Source organism: Pseudomonas saudimassiliensis (assembly GCF_000939975.1).
Taxonomy (GTDB): Bacteria; Pseudomonadota; Gammaproteobacteria; order Pseudomonadales; family Pseudomonadaceae; genus Halopseudomonas; species Halopseudomonas saudimassiliensis.
Genome location: NZ_LK391969.1, coordinates 1,250,899 through 1,270,951, shown reverse-complemented (window position 1 = coordinate 1,270,951; position 20,053 = coordinate 1,250,899). Strand labels below are relative to the sequence as shown.

18 protein-coding genes are annotated in these 20,053 nt (G+C 63.2%); 4 read left to right on the top strand and 14 right to left on the bottom strand.

Features of this window, described 5'->3' with window-relative positions; translation table 11 throughout:
• Nucleotides 1-80: 80 nt before the first annotated feature.
• Together dnaG and rpsU are read right to left on the bottom strand one after the other, a co-directional pair.
• Entirely contained in the window at nucleotides 81-1,988 is a 1,908-nt protein-coding gene (gene dnaG, locus VG99_RS06000; protein ID WP_044498830.1) for a DNA primase, read from the bottom strand.
• Nucleotides 1,989-2,242: 254 nt separating this feature from the next.
• Nucleotides 2,243-2,458: a 30S ribosomal protein S21 gene (gene rpsU / locus VG99_RS05995; protein WP_036989131.1), complete on the bottom strand. Its 216-nt coding sequence runs from the start codon at nucleotides 2,456-2,458 to the stop codon at nucleotides 2,243-2,245.
• A 215-nt stretch (nucleotides 2,459-2,673) separates the two neighbouring features.
• On the opposite strand from rpsU, the gene VG99_RS05990 reads away from it, so the two are divergent.
• A complete protein-coding gene (locus tag VG99_RS05990; RefSeq protein ID WP_082050000.1) occupies nucleotides 2,674-3,333 on the top strand; it encodes a DegV family protein in 660 nt (219 codons plus the stop codon).
• A gap of 104 nt (nucleotides 3,334-3,437) precedes the next feature.
• Nucleotides 3,438-4,469 (top strand): tRNA (adenosine(37)-N6)-threonylcarbamoyltransferase complex transferase subunit TsaD, encoded by a 1,032-nt coding sequence (gene tsaD, locus VG99_RS05985; RefSeq protein ID WP_044498829.1) that lies wholly within the window; start codon nucleotides 3,438-3,440, stop codon nucleotides 4,467-4,469.
• Here the strand turns inward: tsaD and plsY are convergent, their stop codons facing one another.
• Complete coding sequence (gene plsY / locus VG99_RS05980; RefSeq protein WP_044498828.1) at nucleotides 4,470-5,054, bottom strand: glycerol-3-phosphate 1-O-acyltransferase PlsY; 585 nt, start codon at nucleotides 5,052-5,054, stop codon at nucleotides 4,470-4,472.
• A gap of 55 nt (nucleotides 5,055-5,109) precedes the next feature.
• On the opposite strand from plsY, the gene folB reads away from it, so the two are divergent.
• Both folB and folK read left to right on the top strand, forming a co-directional pair.
• Nucleotides 5,110-5,472, top strand: a complete 363-nt coding sequence (folB, locus tag VG99_RS05975; RefSeq protein WP_044498827.1) for a dihydroneopterin aldolase — start codon at nucleotides 5,110-5,112, stop codon at nucleotides 5,470-5,472.
• Nucleotides 5,469-6,032: a 2-amino-4-hydroxy-6-hydroxymethyldihydropteridine diphosphokinase gene (gene folK, locus VG99_RS05970; RefSeq protein ID WP_044498826.1), complete on the top strand. Its 564-nt coding sequence runs from the start codon at nucleotides 5,469-5,471 to the stop codon at nucleotides 6,030-6,032. Before folB ends, folK begins: the two co-directional genes overlap by 4 nt.
• A 37-nt stretch (nucleotides 6,033-6,069) precedes the next feature.
• Here the strand turns inward: folK and VG99_RS05965 are convergent, their stop codons facing one another.
• From VG99_RS05965 to VG99_RS05915, 11 genes are all read right to left on the bottom strand, one after another.
• Entirely contained in the window at nucleotides 6,070-7,308 is a 1,239-nt protein-coding gene (locus tag VG99_RS05965; RefSeq protein WP_044501470.1) for a multifunctional CCA addition/repair protein, read from the bottom strand.
• Between the two features lie 97 nt (nucleotides 7,309-7,405).
• Nucleotides 7,406-8,959, bottom strand: coding sequence for a SpoVR family protein (locus tag VG99_RS05960; RefSeq protein ID WP_044498825.1), 1,554 nt, complete (start codon nucleotides 8,957-8,959; stop codon nucleotides 7,406-7,408).
• Entirely contained in the window at nucleotides 8,956-10,227 is a 1,272-nt protein-coding gene (locus VG99_RS05955) for a YeaH/YhbH family protein (protein ID WP_044498823.1), read from the bottom strand. Before VG99_RS05955 ends, VG99_RS05960 begins: the two co-directional genes overlap by 4 nt.
• A gap of 141 nt (nucleotides 10,228-10,368) precedes the next feature.
• On the bottom strand, nucleotides 10,369-12,291 hold the full coding sequence (locus VG99_RS05950; protein ID WP_044498821.1) for a PrkA family serine protein kinase: 1,923 nt from the start codon (nucleotides 12,289-12,291) through the stop codon (nucleotides 10,369-10,371).
• 295 nt (nucleotides 12,292-12,586) lie between these two features.
• On the bottom strand, nucleotides 12,587-12,907 hold the full coding sequence (gene glpE / locus VG99_RS05945; RefSeq protein WP_044498819.1) for a thiosulfate sulfurtransferase GlpE: 321 nt from the start codon (nucleotides 12,905-12,907) through the stop codon (nucleotides 12,587-12,589).
• A gap of 54 nt (nucleotides 12,908-12,961) precedes the next feature.
• Nucleotides 12,962-13,774 carry a symmetrical bis(5'-nucleosyl)-tetraphosphatase gene (locus tag VG99_RS05940; protein ID WP_044498817.1) on the bottom strand — a complete coding sequence of 271 codons (813 nt, stop codon included), beginning with the start codon at nucleotides 13,772-13,774 and terminating at the stop codon, nucleotides 12,962-12,964.
• A gap of 7 nt (nucleotides 13,775-13,781) precedes the next feature.
• Nucleotides 13,782-14,165, bottom strand: coding sequence for a Co2+/Mg2+ efflux protein ApaG (gene apaG, locus VG99_RS05935; RefSeq protein ID WP_044498815.1), 384 nt, complete (start codon nucleotides 14,163-14,165; stop codon nucleotides 13,782-13,784).
• Nucleotides 14,158-14,967, bottom strand: a complete 810-nt coding sequence (gene rsmA, locus VG99_RS05930) for a 16S rRNA (adenine(1518)-N(6)/adenine(1519)-N(6))-dimethyltransferase RsmA (RefSeq protein ID WP_044498814.1) — start codon at nucleotides 14,965-14,967, stop codon at nucleotides 14,158-14,160. The genes apaG and rsmA overlap by 8 nt, the downstream gene beginning before the upstream one ends.
• A complete protein-coding gene (gene pdxA, locus VG99_RS05925; RefSeq protein WP_044498813.1) occupies nucleotides 14,964-15,956 on the bottom strand; it encodes a 4-hydroxythreonine-4-phosphate dehydrogenase PdxA in 993 nt (330 codons plus the stop codon). The genes rsmA and pdxA overlap by 4 nt, the downstream gene beginning before the upstream one ends.
• The gene (locus VG99_RS05920; RefSeq protein ID WP_044498812.1) at nucleotides 15,957-17,246 is read right to left on the bottom strand and encodes a peptidylprolyl isomerase; all 1,290 of its coding nucleotides are present in this window, start codon (nucleotides 17,244-17,246) and stop codon (nucleotides 15,957-15,959) included. It lies immediately after the preceding gene.
• Nucleotides 17,236-19,914, bottom strand: a complete 2,679-nt coding sequence (locus VG99_RS05915; RefSeq protein WP_044498810.1) for an LPS-assembly protein LptD — start codon at nucleotides 19,912-19,914, stop codon at nucleotides 17,236-17,238. The genes VG99_RS05920 and VG99_RS05915 overlap by 11 nt, the downstream gene beginning before the upstream one ends.
• Between the last annotated feature and the right edge of the window lie 139 nt (nucleotides 19,915-20,053).

Genomic DNA, 20,053 nt, shown 5'->3' with positions numbered 1-20,053 from the left:
TATGTGGATGCCTTGGTGTGCAAAAAAGTAAGCTGCGGATTATACCCAAAATCAGGCTGTCTTGCCAGTTGGCCTGATTGTCAGCTCTCGGCAGTTGGTGTATGGCGCCTGCCCAGAAGCTCGCGCAGCTGCTGTTTTTCCTCGGCGGTGAGTGGCGTTTGAGCCGACTTGTCGAGGAGGTATTGAATCTGACGGTCGGTCTGTCTTGCCATCAGTGTAGTTATGGTGTCGAAAAATTGTTGTTCAAGGTTGGCACTGGGAATATTCAGTACCCATTCCTTTTCCGCCAGTCGATTGAGCTGCTCGCCCAGCGCCGTTCCATGCCATCTGGCCAGTAATTCAATGGTCGACAGCTGCGGATTCTTTTGCAGGGTATCGATCAGCGCGATCAGCAGCTGGGCTTCTTCGTCATCCTCGTTCGCCAGTTGACTGGCCTGCTTCGCCAGCCCCGCCAGGTGGGGATGGTGCAGCAGGGTGCGGGTCGCGCTCATGACGGGGCTTTCCACGCCGCTGGTATCGCGCTGCCGTGGCCGTTGCGGTGTCCGCTGGGAGCGACTGGCACGGGTGGTCGCGGGCTGCGGCTCGCCCCAGCTCGGTGTTTCATCATAGTGCCGCTCGTAGCTGTCCCAGGCCGGCGCGCCATAATCGTCGGGTGCTGCCGGTGCCGGGGCCGGTTCGACCGCTGGCGCCGCAGGCAGGCTGTCCAGGTCCATGCCGGTGCGTGCTTCCAAGGATTGGCGCAGCAGGCGCCTAAGCAGGCTGCCGGGCACCTGTTCGATCAGCGGTAGCGCCAGGGTCGCCAGGTGGGCCTTGCCCTCCAGGCTGTTCGGTGGCGCCTCTTCAGCCAGATGGCGGAACAGGTAGTCGGTCAGCGGTTGCGCCTGCTGCACCATGCGCGCCCGGAAGGCGTCATGCCCTTCGCTGCGGATCAGGCTGTCCGGATCATGACCTTCAGGCAAAAACATGAAGCGCACATGGCGACCATCTTCCAGCGCCGGCAAGCAGGACTGTAGGGCGCGCCAGGCGGCCTGACGCCCGGCATTGTCGCCGTCGAAGCAGAAGATCACGCTGTTGACGATGCGGAACAGCCGTTTGAGGTGTTCCTCACTGGTGGCCGTGCCGAGAGTGGCGACGGCGTTGGTCACGCCGTGCTGGGCCAGGGCAATGACGTCCATGTAGCCCTCGACCACCAGGATGTCGTCGAGCTGCCGATTCTGCTTGCGCGCCTCGTATAGGCCATAGAGTTCTCGCCCCTTGTGGAACACCTGCGTTTCGGGCGAGTTCAGGTACTTGGGCTTGTCGTCGCCCAGCACCCGGCCGCCGAAACCGATGACCCGACCGCGGCTGTCGCGGATAGGGAAAGTGATCCGGTCGCGGAAGCGGTCGTAGCGCTTGCCGCTGTCGGGGTTCTCCACCACCAGGCCTGCTTCGATCAATACCTTCTCTTCGGTATTGTCTGTGGCCAGGTGCCCCATCAGGTTGTTCCAGCCGGGCGGCGCAAAGCCGATATCGTACAGCTTGGCGATTTGTCCGGTGAGGCCGCGCTGCTGCAGGTAATCCACGGCCCGCTTGCGTTGGGCGTGATGGCGCAGCTGCTGGCGATAATAGGCGGCGGCATTCTCCAGTACCGGATACAGCGGGCTGTCCTGGCGTGACGGACGAGTCCCGCCGCGGCGGTCGCTGCGCTCCTCCCGGGGTACATCCACGCCGGCCTGGCGCGCCAGTTCTTCCACCGCCTGGGGGAAATCCAGGCGCTCGAAATCCATCAGAAAGCCAATGGCATTGCCGCCGGCACCGCAGCCGAAGCAGTAATAGAACTGCTTGTCGGGGCTGACGCTGAAGGAGGGTGATTTCTCGTTGTGGAAAGGGCAGAGCGCCGAGTAGTTCTTGCCGGTCTTCTTGAGTTTCAGGCGTGAGCCGACCACTTCGACCACGTCGGTGCGTCCAAGAAGATCGTCAATGAAACCCTGCGGGATCAGCCCGGCCATGCATGCTGCCTTGCAAAAGTGGTGAGTACCCAGGGTCGAAGACCCTGCTCTGCCGCAACACCTATGTCTGGGGGTTGGGCAAGTGGCTATCGGGGCAAGATGATAGCACACGCAGGCAACACAAAAATCCAGCCATTTCCAGTAATACCGGAAGGCCGGACCAATGTGTGCTCTGTCAGTTCTGTCCCGTTGCCATTGCGCGGGTTGCGCTCGGCGGGCCTGGGATCAGGCCCTGCAGGACGTTACAGCTGAACTCAGTACAGACGCTCGCGGCGACGGTTTTCGCGCTGCAGCTTCTTGGCGTGACGTTTGACAGCAGCAGCTGCCTTGCGCTTGCGCTCGGTAGTAGGCTTCTCGTAGAACTCGCGACGGCGGACTTCAGCCAGGACGCCAGCTTTTTCGCAGGAGCGCTTGAAACGACGTAGGGCCACGTCGAAGGGTTCGTTCTCTTTTACTTTGACGGCAGGCATTTCGTACCTTTCTCAAAAACAGTGGGTAATTGCCCCGACCACGATCAGAGCGAATGCATTTCAAGGGGAGCGGATGTTACCGCCTTTGAAGCGTAAATGCAAAGGGTCGGTGGCTTAGTTCAGCGCGGCGGCTGACGCGCGGGCAGATTGAGCGATTTATATTGAGCCTGTCTCGGCTTTGAAACAGAATGCTGGCGCAATGAAGGCAACCAGCAATGCATCAGGGAATCGCCAGGGCGATGAACCGCATCATCGCCAACTACAAACCTTATCGGGAGGCGGCCGGACTGGAAGGGCGCTTCGCCATGCGCGTGGTTGACAGTCGCACGGTATTCGCCGGCCAGGGGCTGCTGGCGGCGCATACCGTTCATCTGATCAAGCAGGGGGTGTCCAGGAACGCGCTGCGCCAGCAGGTGGATGATTTTACCCGGCATATCTATGGCTGCGCCATTCCACGAAACCTGGATTACATCCGCCAGCGCAGCCTGTCCCGTGGTGAGAAGAGTGTCTCGGCTACCTCGGCCTTTCTCGCGCGGCATCTGAAGATTACCCCGCTGATCTGGGGGCAGGGCCATAATGGCGGCCCGGTGTTCCGGGCGCGCAGTTTCGAGGCTGCGGTCGAGCGCATGATCGATTACGCCTGTGCCCGCATCCGCGCCGGCCTGTTGTCGCCCTATGTGGTGTTTACCGCGGGCATGGACCTGGACGAGATGGCCAGCTTGCCCGGCTTCGACCAGCTGCAGCAGACCTGCCGAGACCACGGTGTGGAGCTGCTGGCCACCCCGGCCAACATCACCAGTAATATCTACGCCGGCCCCGGTGGCGCCGGGTTGGCGCTGGCGGCTGAGCCGCACCGCTTCCAGGATACCCGCTGAGCCGGGCGCCGCTGCCGCTACGGTGGTCAGGAAAGGCTGGTCTGGGGCGGGCATGGGCATTATCATGCACGCCTCTTTCCAAGCTGACCGGCATTCCTGATTCCATGCGTGTTCTGGGTATTGAAACCTCCTGTGATGAAACCGGCGTTGCGCTGTACGACAGCGAGCGCGGCCTGCTGGCGGACGCTCTGTTCAGTCAGATCGACCTGCACCGCATCTACGGCGGCGTGGTGCCGGAGCTTGCCTCCCGGGACCACGTGAAGCGCCTGGTACCGCTGGTGCGGGAAGTCTGCGAGCGGGCCGGAATTGGCGCCGGTGAGGTGGACGGCATTGCCTATACCGCCGGGCCAGGTCTGGTGGGCGCGCTGCTGGTCGGCGGCGCTTTTGCCAGGGCGCTGGCCTTTGCCTGGCAGGTGCCGGCGTTGGGCGTGCACCACATGGAGGGCCACCTGCTGGCCCCCATGCTGGAAGAGCAGCCGCCGGCCTTTCCCTTTGTGGCGCTGCTGGTATCCGGCGGCCATACCCAGTTGGTGCGGGTCGATGGCATCGGCCAGTATCAGCTGCTGGGCGAGTCCCTGGACGACGCCGCCGGTGAAGCCTTCGACAAGACGGCCAAGCTCATGGGGTTGCGGTATCCGGGCGGGCCGGAAATCGCCCGCCTGGCCGAACAGGGGCAGCCGGGGCGGTTCGTCTTTCCCCGGCCGATGACTGATCGCCCTGGCCTGGATTTCAGTTTCAGCGGTCTCAAGACCTTCACCCTGAACACTTGGCAGCGCTGCGTCGCCGAGGGCGATGAGAGCGAGCAGACCCGCAGTGACATTGCCCTGGCCTTTGAGCAGGCGGTGGTCGAAACCCTCACCATCAAATGCCGGCGAGCCCTGAAGGCGACCGGTCTCAAGCGCCTGGTCATTGCTGGCGGCGTCAGTGCCAACCGACGGCTGCGTGCGGCCCTCGGAGACATGGCCCAAGGCCTCAAGGGCGAGCTGTTCTACGCCCGTACCGAGTTCTGTACCGATAACGGCGCCATGATTGCCTACGCTGGCTGCCAGCGCCTGCTGGCCGGGCAACAGGACGGGGCAGGCCTCGAAGCCCGGGCCCGCTGGCCCCTTGAAGCCCTGCCAGCTATCGTCAGCTGATCACGAGCGGAAGCGGTTTTCGGTACCGGCAAGCAGCCGACCAATATTCAACCGGTGGCGCAGCAGTATCACCAGCACCATGAGGCTGACGGGGATCTGCAATTCCGGGCTATGCCAGGCCAGCCAGGGCAGCATCAGGATACAGGCAGCGAGCGAGGCGAGGGAGGCAATGCTGCGGATGGCGAAGGCGCCCAGCCAGGCCAGTGCCGCCACCAGTGCCGCTGGCCAGGACAGCACCAGGAGCACACCGCCCGCCGTTGCCACACCCTTGCCACCCTGGAAGCGGTGGTACAGGGGCAGGATATGACCGACCACGGCAGCGAGCCCTACCCAGGCCTGCTGCAGTGGCTCAAGCCCCTGGTGGCGGGCGAGCCAGACCGCCAGGGCGCCCTTGCCCATGTCGCCGACCAGGGTGGCCAGGGCCAGGGGTCGATTGCCCAGGCGCAGCATGTTGCTGGCGCCGGGATTGCGGGAGCCGAAGCTGCGCGGGTCGGGTTGGTGGCGCAGGCGCGACAGCACCACAGCGAAGGATATCGAGCCGAGCAGGTAGGCCACACACAGCAACAAATTGAATTCGATGTTCATGGTGTCCCTGGCCGGGTTGATTGAAAAGCCATTGTAGTCGACATGGGAGCAAACGGTGGATCAGGTATTTGTCAGAGGTCTGGAAGTCGAGACGGTCATCGGCGTCTACGATTGGGAGCGCGGCATCCGCCAGCGCCTGGTATTGGACCTGGAGATGGCCTGGGATATCAGCGCAGCGGCAGCCCAGGACGATCTGCGCCTGACGCTGGACTACGCTGCGGTCAGCCAGCGCCTGATCGAATACGTCAGCTCGACCAGCTTCGAGCTCATCGAAACCCTCGCCGAGCGGGTGGCCGATGTGGTGCTGGGTGAATTCCAGGTGCCCTGGCTGCGCCTGACCCTGACCAAGCCCGGTGCGGTGCAGGCAGCCCGCGGCGGCGTGGGCGTGGTCATCGAGCGGGGCCAGCGCGCCCCATGAACACCGTCTACCTGGGCATCGGCAGCAACACCGACCGCGAGCATCATCTGCGCCGCGGGCTGGATGCCCTCGAACAGCTGCTCGGCCCACTGGAAATTTCCCCGGTATTCGAAAGCGATGCCGTGGGCATGCTCGGGACGCGCTTCTACAACCTGGTGGTAGGCGCGCGCTGCCAACTGGGGCTGGCCGATCTTAACGCCGCGCTCAAGGCCATCGAGGCAGCCTGTGGCCGGCGCGAGCAGGCCTCACCCGGGCGGATCACGCTGGACATTGATGTACTGCTATATGGTGAGCTGGTAGGGCGCCATGAGGGCGTGCTGCTGCCACGCCCGGAAATCCGCCGCAACGCCTTCGTCCTCTGGCCGCTGGCATTGCTGGCGCCGACGGTGCAGCTAGCCGGCAGCGAGCTGAGCATTGGCCGGTTGTGGGACGATTGGCGCGGTGAGCAGAAGGTCTGGCCTGTGCCGTTCGAGTGGCGTGGCCAGGCACTGACGCCGACGGCGCTGCTGCGCGAGCGGCTGCCTGCACACAGTCCTGCTCCCGGGAGCGGGGCGGCCTGAGCCGCAGCTCGGTGAGCACCTGCCAACGATTTTGGTCTTAGCGCGCTGCCCGACGATACTCGGCCAGCAGCCGCAGGCGCTCCTGCTCCAGGCCTGTTCCCAACTCGGCGCCCTTGAGTCCCTGTTCCAGTAGTTTCTGCACATCCGCCGAGCGCGCTGCCGCGGCAGCTCCTCGCAGATAGTCCGGCTGCGGGTAGGGCCGCTGCTCCAGTCCGGTGCGGCCGCGGGCATCGGCCTCGCAGGCGCCGAGAAATTGCTCGAAGCGCTCCGGCCGGCGGTAGATATCGAAGGCCTTGAACAGTTTCAGCAGGGTGCTGGGCTTGAGCTCCAGGGCGCGGTGGCAGTGGGTATGGAACTCGCAGGTCAGCAGCGCCAGCTCCTGGCAGTCGCGCGGCGCCTTGCAGCGCTGGTTGACCGCCTTGACCGCCGCCAGGCCCTTGGTTTCATGGCCGTGGTGCTTGGGCCAGAACCGCTCCGGGGTGCGCCCCTTGCCCAGATCGTGGAGCAGGCAGGCCCAGCGGGCGGGCAGCGGCAGGGCCATGTCCGCCGCCGTGCGCAGCACCAGCAAAACATGCTCGCCGGTATCGACTTCCGGGTGGTGGGCCTCGGGTTGCGGGACGCCAAACAGGCAATCGACCTCGGGCAGGAGCTCGGCCAGCGCGCCGCAGTCGCGCAACACCCGGATGAAAACATCAGGCCGGGTTTCCATCAGCGCCCGGCTGATTTCCTTCCAGCTGCGCTCGGCCGTGAGCGCCTGCAGCTCGCCGGACTCCGCCAGCTCGCGCATCAGTTGCATGGTTTCCTCCGCGACGCGAAAGCCCAGCGGCGCATAGCGGGCCGCGAAACGGGCGACCCGCAACACCCGCAGGGGATCTTCCGCGAAGGCCGGGGAGACGTGGCGCAGCAGCCGGTCTTGCAGGTCCTGCTGACCGCCGTAGGGGTCGACAAGGGTGCCGTCGCCCGCCATGGCCATGGCATTGATGGTCAGGTCGCGGCGCAGCAGATCCTGCTCCAGGGTGATATCCGGCGTGGCGTGGAAGGTGAAGCCGCCGTAGCCGCGCCCGCTTTTACGCTCGGTCCGTGCCAGGGCGTATTCTTCGCCGGTTTGCGGATGGAGAAAGACCGGAAAGTCCTGCCCCACCGGGCGAAAGCCGGCCGCGACTAGTTGTTCCGGCGTAGCGCCGACCACGACCCAGTCGTGTTCGTGCCAGGGGATGCCCAGCAGCTGGTCGCGCACGGCGCCGCCAACCAGGTAGGTGGTGAAATCTGTTTTCATGGCGCGACTGTAAGGCATTGTGCCCGGCAGGCCAAGAACCTGCGGAAACCAGCCGCTGGCGGCTGGCTTCCGAGGAGCGCGGCGGAGTCCGCTGGGTTCAGATAGGCGGGATATTCATGTCGAAGCGGGGGATGGCCTGCTCGCCGGCAGCGGGGCGCGGCGGCATATGGGACTCGCTCTTGACGGTATCGCCGTCCATGCTCACCAGATGAATATCGAACCCCCACAACCGGTGCAGATGTTTCATCATCCGCTCGGTCGTCTCGCCCAGGGGTTTGCCGTCATGGCGCTGGTGGCGCAGGGTCAGTGAGCGATCACCCCGACGATCCACCTTCCACACCTGGATATTCGGCTCGTTGTTCCCCAGGTTGTATTGCGCGGCAAGCAGCTCGCGAACGCGGCGGTAGCCGTTGTCGTCATGAATGGCGGCAACTTCCAGGTGGTCGTCCTTTTCGTCATCGACGATGGCAAACAGCTTGAGGTCGCGGATCACCCTGGGCGACAGGTACTGCAGGATAAAGCTTTCATCCTTGAAGGTGCGCATGGCGAATTTGAGGGTCTCCAGCCAGTCACTGCCGGCGATGTCAGGGAACCAGTCGCGGTCCTCGGCAGTGGGGTGTTCGCACATGCGGCGGATGTCCTGCATCATGGCAAAGCCCAGCGTGTAGGGATTGATGCCGCTGAACCACTGGCTGTCGAAGGAGGGCTGATAGATAACGCTGGTATGCGATTGCAGGAACTCCATCATGAAGCCGTCGGTGACCTTGCCCTCGTCGTACAGATGGTTGAGCAGGGTGTAATGCCAGAAGGTGGCCCAGCCTTCGTTCATCACCTGGGTCTGGCGCTGCGGGTAGAAATACTGCGCCACCTTGCGCACGATGCGCACCACCTCGCGCTGCCAGGGTTCCAGCAGCGGCGCGTTCTTCTCGATGAAGTACAGCAGGTTTTCCTGGGGTTCGGCGGGGTAGCGCGCTTCCTCCTGGTGTTTGTTGTGGGCATCGGGGTTGACCGGGATGGTGCGCCACAGGTCGTTGACCTGCCGCTGCAGGTATTCCTCACGCTCCTGTTGGCGTCGCCGTTCTTCCTCGGCGGAAACCGGATAGGGCCGCTTGTAGCGGTCCACGCCGTAGTTCATCAGGGCGTGGCAGGAGTCGAGCAGGTCTTCCACCGCATCGATGCCGTAGCGCTCCTCGCACTGGCCGATGTACTGCTTGGCAAACACCAGGTAATCGATGATCGAGCCGGCGTCGGTCCAGCTGCGGAACAGGTAGTTGCCCTTGAAGAAGGAGTTGTGGCCGTAGCAGGCGTGGGCGATCACCAGCGCCTGCATGGTCATGGTGTTCTCTTCCATCAGGTAGGCGATACAGGGATCGGAGTTGATCACGATCTCGTAGGCCAGGCCCATCTGGCCCCGCTGGTAGTGCTTTTCCGTATGCAGGAAATGTTTGCCATAGGACCAGTGGTGATACCCCAGCGGCATACCCACCGAGGCGTAGGCGTCCATCATCTGTTCGGCGGTAATGACCTCGATCTGGTTGGGATAGGTGTCCAGGCCGTAGACCTCATGGGCGATGCGCCCGATTTCCCGGTCGTATTCGCGGATCAGGTCGAAGGTCCATTCCGATTCGGTGGAAATGGGCTGTCGGATCATGTTGCCATCCTCTTCTGGAACAGCTTGCGGAACACCGGATAGATATCCCCCGCCTCGACGATCTGCTGTTGGGCGAAGCTGTCGGGGAAGTGTTCGGCGACCTGCTCATACTCATACCACAGTGCCTGATGCTCGCGCGGGGTGATTTCCACGTAGCAGTAATACTGCATGGCGGGCATCAGCTGGCGGATCAGCAGCTCCCGGCAGATCGGCGAGTCATCGTTCCAGTTGTCGCCATCGGAAGCCTGGGCGCAGTAGATGTTCCACTCCGCCGGCGAGTAGCGATCGGCGATGATCTGCTGCATCATCCGCAGGGCGCTGGAAACGATGGTGCCGCCGGTCTCCCGGGAATAGAAAAATTCCTCCTCATCCACTTCCTTGGCGCTGGTGTGGTGGCGGATGAAGACCACTTCGATGCGCTCGTAGTTTCGCTGCAGAAACAGGTACAGCAAGATGTAGAAGCGCTTGGCAATATCCTTGGTCGCCTGGGTCATGGAGCCGGACACGTCCATCAGGCAGAACATCACCGCCCGGGAGCTGGGATCGGGTTGCTTGACCAGCAGGTTGTAGCGCAGGTCGAAGGTATCCAGGAAGGGGATACGGTCGATCCGGGCGCGCAGCTGCTCGATCTCTTCCTCCAGCGCCTTGATATCCACCAGGTTGTCCGGCTGCTGCTGGCGCAGCAGTTCGAGCTCCTTGGTCGCGGCGCGCAGGCGCGCCCGGCTGCCGCCGGACAGGGCGATCCGCCGGGCGTGGGCCGCGCGCATGGAGCGCACAATGTTAATGCGTGACGGATTGCCCTGCTGGCTGATGCCGGCGCGCACGGTGCGGAAGGTGTCGGTACCGGTCAGGTGACGCTTGATCAGGTTGGGCAGCGCCAGGTCCTCAAACATGAAGTCGAGGAACTCCTCCTGGGTGATCTGGAAAACGAAGTCGTCCTCGCCCTCGCCGGAATTGCCTGCCTGGTTGCCGCCACCGCCTCCGCCGCCGCCCTCGGGGCGGGCGATACGGTCGCCGGTAGCAAACTCGCGATTGCCGGGGAACACCCGGGTCTGCCGGCCACCGGGGCCGTGATGGAAAATGGGTTCATCGATATCCCGCCCGGGGATACTGATCTGCTCCCCGTGCTCGATGTCGGTAATGGAGCGCCGGCCTACTGCTTCTTCCACCGCTTTCTTGATATGCGCCTTGTAGCGGCGCAGAAAACGTTGGCGGTTGACCGTGCTCTTGTTCTTGCCGTTCAGACGACGGTCGATCACATAACTCATAAGGCCCCTCCGGCCAGCTTCAAGCTTGAGGTAGCAAGCTGAAGCAACCCCAGTTGTTGTCTGCCGCTCCTGCGGTACCATCCCTGGCTTCCAGCTTCCAGCTTCCAGCTTCCAGCTTCCAGCTTCCAGCTTCCAGCTGCCTTATTGCGCCTTGCGCACCCGCAGGTACCATTCCGACAGCAGACGCACCTGTTTCTCGGTATATCCCCGTTCGACCATGCGGGTGACAAAGTCGTTGTGCTTCTTCTGGTCCTCGGTGGAGGCCTTGGCGTTGAAGCTGATAACCGGTAGCAGGTCCTCGGTGTTGGAGAACATTTTCTTCTCGATCACCACGCGCAGCTTCTCGTAGGACAACCAGCTGGGGTTCTTGCCGTTGTTGTGGGCGCGGGCGCGCAGCACGAAGTTGACGATCTCGTTGCGGAAGTCCTTCGGGTTGCTGATGCCGGCCGGCTTCTCGATCTTTTCCAGCTCCTCGCTGAGGGCCGCGCGGTCGAGGATCTCGCCGGTGTCGGGGTCGCGGTATTCCTGGTCCTGGATCCAGAAGTCGGCGTACAGCACGTAGCGATCGAAGATGTTCTGGCCGTATTCGCTGTAGGACTCCAGATAGGCGGTCTGGATCTCCTTGCCGATGAACTCGACGTAGCGGGGTGCCAGGTATTCCTTGAGGAAGCGCAGGTAGCGCTCACTGACCTCGGCCGGGAACTGCTCCTGCTCGATCTGCTGCTCCAGTACATACAGCAGGTGCACCGGGTTGGCCGCCACCTCGGTATTGTCGTAGTTGAACACCTTGGACAGGATCTTGAAGGCGAAGCGGGTCGACAGGCCGGTCATGCCTTCATCCACCCCCGCGGTGTCGCGGTACTCCTGGATCGACTTGGCCTTGGGATCGGTGTCCTTCAGGTTCTCCCCATCGTAGATGCGCATCTTCGAGTAGACGTTGGAGTTTTCCGGCTCCTTCAGGCGCGACAGCACACTGAATTGGGCGAGCATCTTCAGCGTGTCGGGCGCGCAATGGGCGCTGGCCAGCGAGCTGTTGGTGAGCAGCTTCTGGTAGATCTGGATCTCGTCACTGACCCGCAGGCAATAGGGCACCTTGACGATATAGATCCGGTCGATGAAGGCTTCGTTGTTCTTGTTGTTGCGGAAGGTGTGCCACTCCGATTCGTTGGAGTGCGCCAGGATCACGCCATTGAAGGGGATGGCGCCGAGGCCCTCGGTGCTGTTGTAGTTGCCTTCCTGGGTGGCGGTCAGCAGGGGGTGCAGCACCTTGATCGGTGCCTTGAACATCTCGACGAACTCCATCAACCCCTGGTTGGCGCGGCACAGCGCGCCGGAATAGCTGTAGGCATCGGGGTCGTTCTGGGGGAACTCCTCCAGTTTGCGGATATCCACCTTGCCGACCAGCGAGGAGATGTCCTGGTTGTTCTCATCGCCCGGTTCGGTCTTGGCGATGGCGACCTGTTGCAGGATGGAGGGGTACAGCTTGACCACCCGGAACTGGCTGATGTCGCCATTGAATTCATGCAGGCGTTTCACCGCCCAGGGGGACATGATGCTGGTCAGGTAGCGCCGCGGAATGCCAAAGTCCTCCTCGAGGATATGCCCATCTTCGGCGGCGTTGAACAGCCCCAGTGGGGATTCGAACACCGGTGAGCCCTTGATCGCGTAAAAGGGCACCTGCTGCATCAGCGCCTTGAGCTTCTCCGCAATCGACGATTTACCGCCGCCGACCGGACCCAGCAGGTAGAGAATCTGCTTCTTCTCTTCCAGCCCCTGCGCGGCGTGCTTGAAAAAGGAAACGATATGCTCGATCGCATCCTCCATGCCGTGGAAGTCGGCAAAAGCGGGGTAACGCTTGATCACCTTGTTGGAGAAGATACGCGACAGCCGTGGATCCAGCGAGGTGTCGATCAGCTCCGGCTCGCCGATGGCCATCAACAGGCGCTCGGCGCTGGAAGCGTAGGTCATGGGGTCCGACTTGCACAGATCAAGATACTCCTGCAGGGACATTTCCTCCTGCTGAACGGTCTCGAATCGGTTCTGAAAATGACTGAATATGCTCATGGCACGACCTCGCTTTTACTGAAGAAGAGGTTCGGGGCTTCCGGGTAGGAGCCCACCTGCCATGCAGTGAAGGGCGAACGTGATGGCATACGCAAATCCCCCAATACCGCCTGTCAGACAAGGCCCAGGAAGTGGGTCGACGGCAGCCCCCGCTGCGGTTCGACTTTCTCCCCTGTTATCGGAAGCCGGCGGACCGACTTTTTATTGTGTTGTTGACTGCCTTGCTTTCAGGATAGTTGGTTTGTGCGAGGGTGACAGAGGATGCGCAAAATATTTTGCCGGGGGAGGGCGGGATTCAGCCGCGGCTGACGAGATCGGGATACTGCTGGTGCCAGGATTCAAAACCACCATCCAGGCTATAGACCTGGCTGAAGCCCAGCCCGGCAAGCCAGGCGGCGGCCTGCTGGCTGGAGTTGCCGTGGTAGCAGCACACCAGCAGCGGCTGCTGGCGGTCAGCGGTCGTGACGAATTGCTGGACGTTATCGTTATCCAGCCGCAGGGCGCCGCGGATATGGCCGGCGAGGTAACTCTGCGGGTCACGGATATCCACTACGCAGGCGTCGGCCTCGAGCATCTGGGCGGCCGTATCGGGAGAGATGCGCTGGAAAGTGTTCATGGCGGTGCTCCGTCGGGTTGATGGGCCTAGGCTAGGGCAGGAACCTCAGGCTGGTCAATGGTCGCAGTCGCACTGGTGTTTTTCACCGGTATCCACATTCATCAGCGTCAGGCTGTTGCCCCACACGCAGCCAGTATCCAGCGCATGGATGCCGGGCACGTCCACTTTGCCCTCCAGCGCCGCCCAGTGCCCGAAGATGACGCGGATCTCCGGTGCCCGCCGCGGCAGCGTGAACCAGGGTGAGAATCCCTTGGGCGCGCGGTCGGCGGCTTCCTTGGCCTTGAGGTCCAGGGTGCCGTCTGCGCTGCAGAAGCGCATGCGGGTCAGGTAGTTGGTGATCACCCGCAGGCGGCGGGTGCCGTCGAGGTCGGGGTGCCAGCGGGCCGGCTCGTTGCCGTACATTTCGTCGAGAAACCAGGGCAATTGCTCGTCGCAGCGTAGCACCGCCTCCACTTCCGCAGCGAAGGAAACGGTCTCCTCGGGGCTCCAGATCGGTGGGATGCCGGCATGGGTCATGATGACGCCTCGGGCAACGTCCAGGTGGGCCAGCGGGCGCTCGCGCAGGTTGCGCAGCAGGCGCTCGCGGTCCGGTGCCTCGAGAATGGGTCGCAGGGTATCGGACTTGCGCAGCCGCTTGACATCGTAGGCCACCGCCAGCAGATGCAGGTCATGATTGCCCAGTACGCTGAGGCAGGCATTGCCGAGGTTGTCGAGAAAGCGCAGGGTCTCCAGGGAGGAAGGTCCCCGGTTTACCAGGTCACCCGCTGCCCAGAGCGTATCCCGGGACGGATTGAAGTCGACTTCCTGCAGCAGGCATTGCAATGGCTTGAGACAGCCCTGGATATCTCCGACAGCGTATACGGTCATGCGAACCTCAGTTGAGCGCGTTGGGTCTGGCCAAACGGAAGACCGCAATCGGCGCGCTGAATTCCTTACCGTCGGCGCCGCGCATGCCGTAGCTGCCGCGCATGCTACCCACCGGCGTCTCCAGCAGGCAGCCGCTGGTGTAGGTGTGGCTGGCGCCAGGCTCAATCAGCGGCTGCTCGCCGACCACACCAGGGCCGCGCACTTCCTGGGCTTTGCCGTTACCGTCGGTGATGATCCAGTGGCGATCGAGCAGGGTGGCGGCCTGGGTGCCGGTATTGTGGATGGTAATGGTGTAGGCGAAGGCGAACCGGTTCTGCGCGGGGTCCGACTGCTCGCTCAGGTAGCGCGTCTGCACCTCGACCACAATGCTCTGCAGCCGCGAATCAGTCATGGGTACGCTGCTCACGGGCCAGGCGGTTGGCGAGCCGAACGAAGCCGGCCAGGTCGATCTGTTCCGGACGCAGGGTCGGGTCGATGCCTTCCTCGGCGATGGCATCGGCCTCCAGCAGCCCCTTGAGGGTGTTGCGCATGGTCTTGCGCCGCTGGTTGAAGGCCTCGCGAACGATAAGCTCCAGCATCTGCGGGTCATCCGCCGGATGCGGCAAGGTGGCATGGGGTGTCAGCCGGACGATGGCGGAGTCGACCTTGGGCGGCGGGTTGAAGGCGCCGGGGCCGACATCGAACAGGTGCTCGACCTGGCAGTGGTACTGCACCATGATGCCCAGCCGGCCGTAATGGTTCATGCCGGCACCGGCGGCCAGGCGCTGCACCACTTCCTTCTGCAGCATGAAGTGCATGTCGGCGATGCAGTCGGCCTGCTTCAGCAGGTGGAACATCAGCGGCGTGGAGATGTTGTAGGGCAGGTTGCCGACCACCCGCAGCTTCTCACCCGGTTGGGCCAGGGAGCCGAAGTCGAACTTCAGGGCGTCGCCCTTGTGCAGGGTGAAGTGCGGATTGCCGCCGAAGCGGGCCTGCAGCACGGGATGCAGGTCGTGATCGAGTTCTACCACGTCAAGCTTGCAGCCGCTGGCGAGCAAGCCTTCGGTCAGGGCACCCTGGCCCGGGCCGATCTCGACCAGATGCTGTCCTTCGCGCGGGGCAATGCCGCGCAGGATGCGGTTGATCACGCCGTGATCGTGCAGGAAATTCTGACCGAAACGCTTGCGCGCCCGGTGTGGAGCAAATTCGGTCATTGCTGGCCTCGGGCTTCGATCATGTTGATGGCGGTGTGCAGGGCGACTTTCAGGCTACCCACATCGACGCGGCCGGTACCGGCCAGGTCCAATGCCGTGCCATGGTCAACCGAGGTGCGGATGATCGGCAGGCCCAGGGTCACGTTCACGGCCTGGCCAAAGCCCTTGTGCTTGAGTACGGGCAGCCCCTGGTCGTGATACATGGCCAGCACCGCATCGGCGTGGTCCAGATGCTTGGCGGTGAACAGGGTGTCGGCGGGCAGCGGGCCTTCGAGCTGCAGGCCTTCGCTGCGCAGGCGCTCGAGCAGCGGGATGATGATGTCGATCTCCTCCCGCCCCAGGTGTCCCCCTTCGCCAGCATGGGGATTCAATCCGCAGACCAGGATACGCGGCGCGGCGATGCCGAACTTGTCCCGCAGGTCGGCATGCAGGATACGGATGACCCGCTCCAGGCCCTGCGGGGTGATGGCATCGGCCACCTCGCGCAGCGGCAGATGGGTGGTCGCCAGGGCCACCCGCAGGCCCGGACAGGCGAGCATCATCACCACCTGCTCGGTACCGGTCTGGTCAGCGAAAAATTCGGTATGTCCGGAGAAGGGCACACCGGCGTCGTTGATCACGCCCTTGTGCACCGGCGCGGTCACCACGGCGGCAAACTGACCGTCGAGGCAGCCTTGACCGCCGAGGCGCAGGGTTTCCAGCACGTAGCGGGCATTGGCCGGGTTCAGCGTGCCGGGTAGGCAGGGCGCGGTCAGCGGTACGGGCAGTACGCTGAGTTGGCCGGCCCGCTGGGGGGTTGGCGGCCGAGCGGGGTCGAAGACCTGCAGTTCGACCGCCAGGCCAAGCTGGCGCGCACGTTCGGCGAGCAGGTCGGGATCGGCGATCACGACCCGTTCATGGGAGCAGGGTTCACTGGCAAGCAACAAACACAGATCGGGACCGATGCCGGCGGGTTCGCCGGCGGTCAGGGCAATAGCGGAGGTGGTCACTTAACTCTTGATCTCTACATAAGCTTCGTCGCGGATCTCCAGCAGCCAGGTCTGCAGTTCTTCATCGAACTTGCGATTCTGCAACAGATTGCGCGCTTGCTGCTCGCGCATCTCGTCGGTCATGTCGACCTCACGCTGGCCTTCCACCTGCAAGATGTGCCAGCCGAACTGGCTCTGGAACGGAGCGGAAATCTGGTTCTGCGGCGTGGTGGTCATCACGTCGCGGAACTCGGGAACCATGGCATCGGCAGTCACCCAGTTGAGCGAGCCGCCGTTGAGCGCCGAACCCGGATCTTCGGAGAACGAGCGGGCCAGGTCGGCAAAGGATTCGCCGGCGCGGATGCGTTGGTACAGCCGCTGGATCAGTTGGGCGGCTTCTTCCTCGCTGCGGATCTCGCTGGGCTTGATCAGGATGTGGCGCACGTTGAACTCGTCCACCAGCAGGTTATCGCCACCGCGCTTTTCCAGCAGCTTGAGGATATGGAAGCCGGCCGGGGAGCGCAGCGGAGAGGTGACCCCGCCGATCTCCAGGTCATCCACGGCCGCGGCAAAGGCGGGCGGCAATTGCGCAGCCTTGCGCCAACCCAGCTCGCCGCCTTCCAGCGCCTGCTCGCCACCGGAGCGGCTGACCGCCAGGCGGGTAAAGTCGGCACCTTCGCGCAGCTCGCGGTAGATATCGTTGATGACCTCGGCCTGCTGCCGAACCTCATCATTGCTGGCGCTTTCCGCAACCGGCAATACGATCATCGCCAGGCGGTAGTCAGCCGAGGTCTGGTAGCGGCCCACTTCGGAATTGAGGAAGTTGCGCACTTCCTGGTCGCTGACCTGGATGCGCTCGGCCACCCGGCGCTGGCGTACGCGGTTGATGATCATCTCCCGACGTACCTGCTCCCGGGCCTTGTTGTAGCTGATACCGTCACGCTCCAAGGCTGCCCGGAACTGGTCCAGGGTCACGCCGTTGCGTTCGGCCAATTGCTGCATGGTCTGATTCAGGCTGGCATCGTCGATGCGAATGCCGGCCCGCTCGCCCATCTGCAGTTGGATGCTCTCCAGTACCAGGCGGTCGATCACCTGGGTGCGCAGTACATCCTCAGGCGGCAGCTCGGTACCCCGCTCGGCGAGCTGCTGGCGGATGGTGGCCATCCGTTCTTCTACCTGGCTTTCCATCACTACGTCGTTGTCGACGATGGCGGCGACCCGGTCCAATTCAACCATCTGGGCTTGCAGGGCAGTACTGATCAGCAGACCGGCACACAGGCCGATCAGCTTGCGGTGTAGCTTAAAATGCATTGTTTTCACGCTCTCTGTAGCCAGGGATGCCTTCGTCGAGAAGACTGTCGACACGATTGCCGGTAACGCTGCCGAGTCCCTTGAGGACCACCTGCAGGAAGATGCCGCGGTTGCCCTCGTCACGGGTAACCGACTCGAATTCGTTGTAGTCGACCCAGTAACGGTTGATGAAACGGAGCTTCCAGCAGCAGCTGTCATATTCAAGACCGCCGAAGGCTTCCAGGGTTCGGTCACCGGCGAAATCATGCTGCCAACGGCCGATCATGCTCCACTGCGGGTTGAGCGGCCAGATGAAGGACATGTCCGACTGATCGATGCGGCGATTCTCGTTTTCGTTGAACGTGCCGGTCAGGGCATTGAAGGTGTTGGTCTCATTGCGGAAACGGTAGCCCGCGTTGATCACCTTGCGTGGCTCCGGCTGGTAATTGACCAGCAGGCTACCGGCGTTGTTGTTGTTCTCCTGGGGATCCCAGAGTACGTCACCGCGCAACTTCCACGCATTGCTTACCCGGTACATGAACTCGGCGGCATAAGCGGAACTGGAGTTGTCGTTCTCTTCGCGGCGCTGACCTTCGGTCTCCAGCAGCTGCACGCGTTGATCCTCGAAATAGAGGATCTGGCCGAAGCTGGCGCGGGCGCGCTCGACGCCGTTGCTTTCCAGCGCCCGGCTGGTCACGCCCAGGGCCAGTTGGTTGGCATCGCCGACACGGTCGCTGCCGCTGAAGCGATCGTCGCGGAACAGCGCGTTGTAGCTGAAGGTGTTCTCGTTGGTATCGAACAGCGGCTGGTCATCCTGGTCGCGGTTGGGCGCGTACAGGTAGAAGGCGCGGGGCTCCAGGGTCTGCCGCAGATCGCGGCCGAACCAGCTGGTGTCGCGGTCGAAATACAGCCCCGCATCCAGGCTGGCTACCGGAATGGTGCTGGAGGGGTTGGTGTCGGCGCTGTCGTAATCGAAAGCCAGGGCCGGGTCCCGGTGCTGGCGATCATCGAAGTCCAGATCGTAATAGGTCGACTGCACCCGCGCCGCTGGAGTGAAGTAGCCCCAGCTGTTCTGCATCGGATAGCTGAGTCGGGGGCTCAGGCTGACGCGGTGGCCGGTGGCACGCTGAAGACCCACCAGGTTCTCGTCCGGGGTCCAGATCGGGCCAAAGGCGTCAAAGTGCACACCGTCTTCACCTACCAGGAAGCCCCGGTCGAAATCCCGGTCGAAATAGGCGTATTCGGTGCGATAGTCCAGCTTCAGCCCGCTGTCTCCCAGCCAATGACCGCCGTCCAGACGCAGCTGCGGCAGACGCTCATAGGGCGTGACCGCGGTAATCGTGGCCAGTTCGTAGGCATGAACGGCCGCCTGGAACTGCCAGCCGTTACCACGATAGGTGACGGCGCCACGCTGGTTGACGTAGGTATCGCTGCGCGCGTCCAGGGAACTGTTGAGGTCCTGGAAGAAGAACGGATCGCTGATGTCGAAATATTCGACCTCGGTGGTCCAACGGCTCTGCAGGCCGCCGAGGTGTTCCCAGCCGTACAGCCAGCGGTTGTCATCGAACTCCCGGTCATCCAGGAAGGAGGCAGTGAGCTGGCCCTCATGGTCTGGCTGCATATAGCGGAACTCGCCTTCCATCTGCAGGCCGCGCTTGCTCATCATCCGCGGGTACAGCGTGGCGTCGTAGTTCGGTGCGATATTGATGTAGTAGGGCGTGACCAGCTCGGTGCCGTTGTCCGTGGAGTTGCTCAGGGACGGGGGCAGCAAACCGGTGTGGCGGCGATCATCCAGCGGGAAGTAGATGTAGGGGGTGTAGAACACCGGCACATCCTTGACCTTCAGCACCACGTGCTTGGCTTCACCCCAGCCTTTTTCCTGGTCCAGTTCGATGTCGTCACTGTGCAAAGCCCAGGTGTTGCGGCCCGGGTCGCAGGTGGTGTAGCTGCCGTCGGTCATGACGATCACTGCATCGTCCCGGCGCATCAGCTTCTCGGCGCTGCCCCGGGCGTTGGCGTCGTGCACCACGTAGCGCACCTGCTCGATGCGGGTTTCGCCACTGTCGATCTGCATCTGCGCCCGATCGCCCAATACCAGCACGCCCTGGTCGCGCAGGCGCACGTCGCCCTCGAGGCGAACCAGGTTGTTGTTCTGGTCGAAGCTGGCCTGGTTGGCCTGGGCCTGGAGGCGGCCCTGCTGCAGCAATACGTCGCCCTGCAGCGTGCCGGTCTGGCTGCGCTGCTCGAAACTGCTGGAATCGGCGCTGGCATAGACGGGGAGCTGGTCGAAGGGGGTGTTGTCATTCCGACCGGCGCGCGGCGGTTCGATGTAGTCGCCGCTGCAATAGGGCGCAATGGCCGCCTGCTGGGCTGCGGTCAACTGGTCGCGGGGTACCCAGTCCAACTCGCTGAAATCGGCGCTGCGCGGGCGGGCCGCCGGCTGGCGTGTGTCGCTGACGACGCGCTCGGCCTCCGGCTCCGGTTCGGCGGCGCGGACCACCGGTTTGCCAGGGCGCGGCGGCAGGTCTGCGGTGGCTTTCAGCGGGGTGCAAACCCAGCCGCCACCGCTGCTGTCGGCGCGGCATTCGACCTGGCTTGCCGCCAGGCTGGTGGCAGGTTGAGCCAGCAACAGCCCACTGACCAGCAGCAGGGAAAAGGAGGGGCGAAACGGTGGTGTTGGGTAGGCCATTTTGTCGTTATCCGGGATTCAGTCGGGCGTGCAGGCTCGCGATGACTCGGAAGCGTCTCCCTTGTGCGAGGCAATTGCAACATGCATGCTGCGTCTGCTTATCGAGATCGTGGATAATAAAGCATTGTTAGGCGCCAGA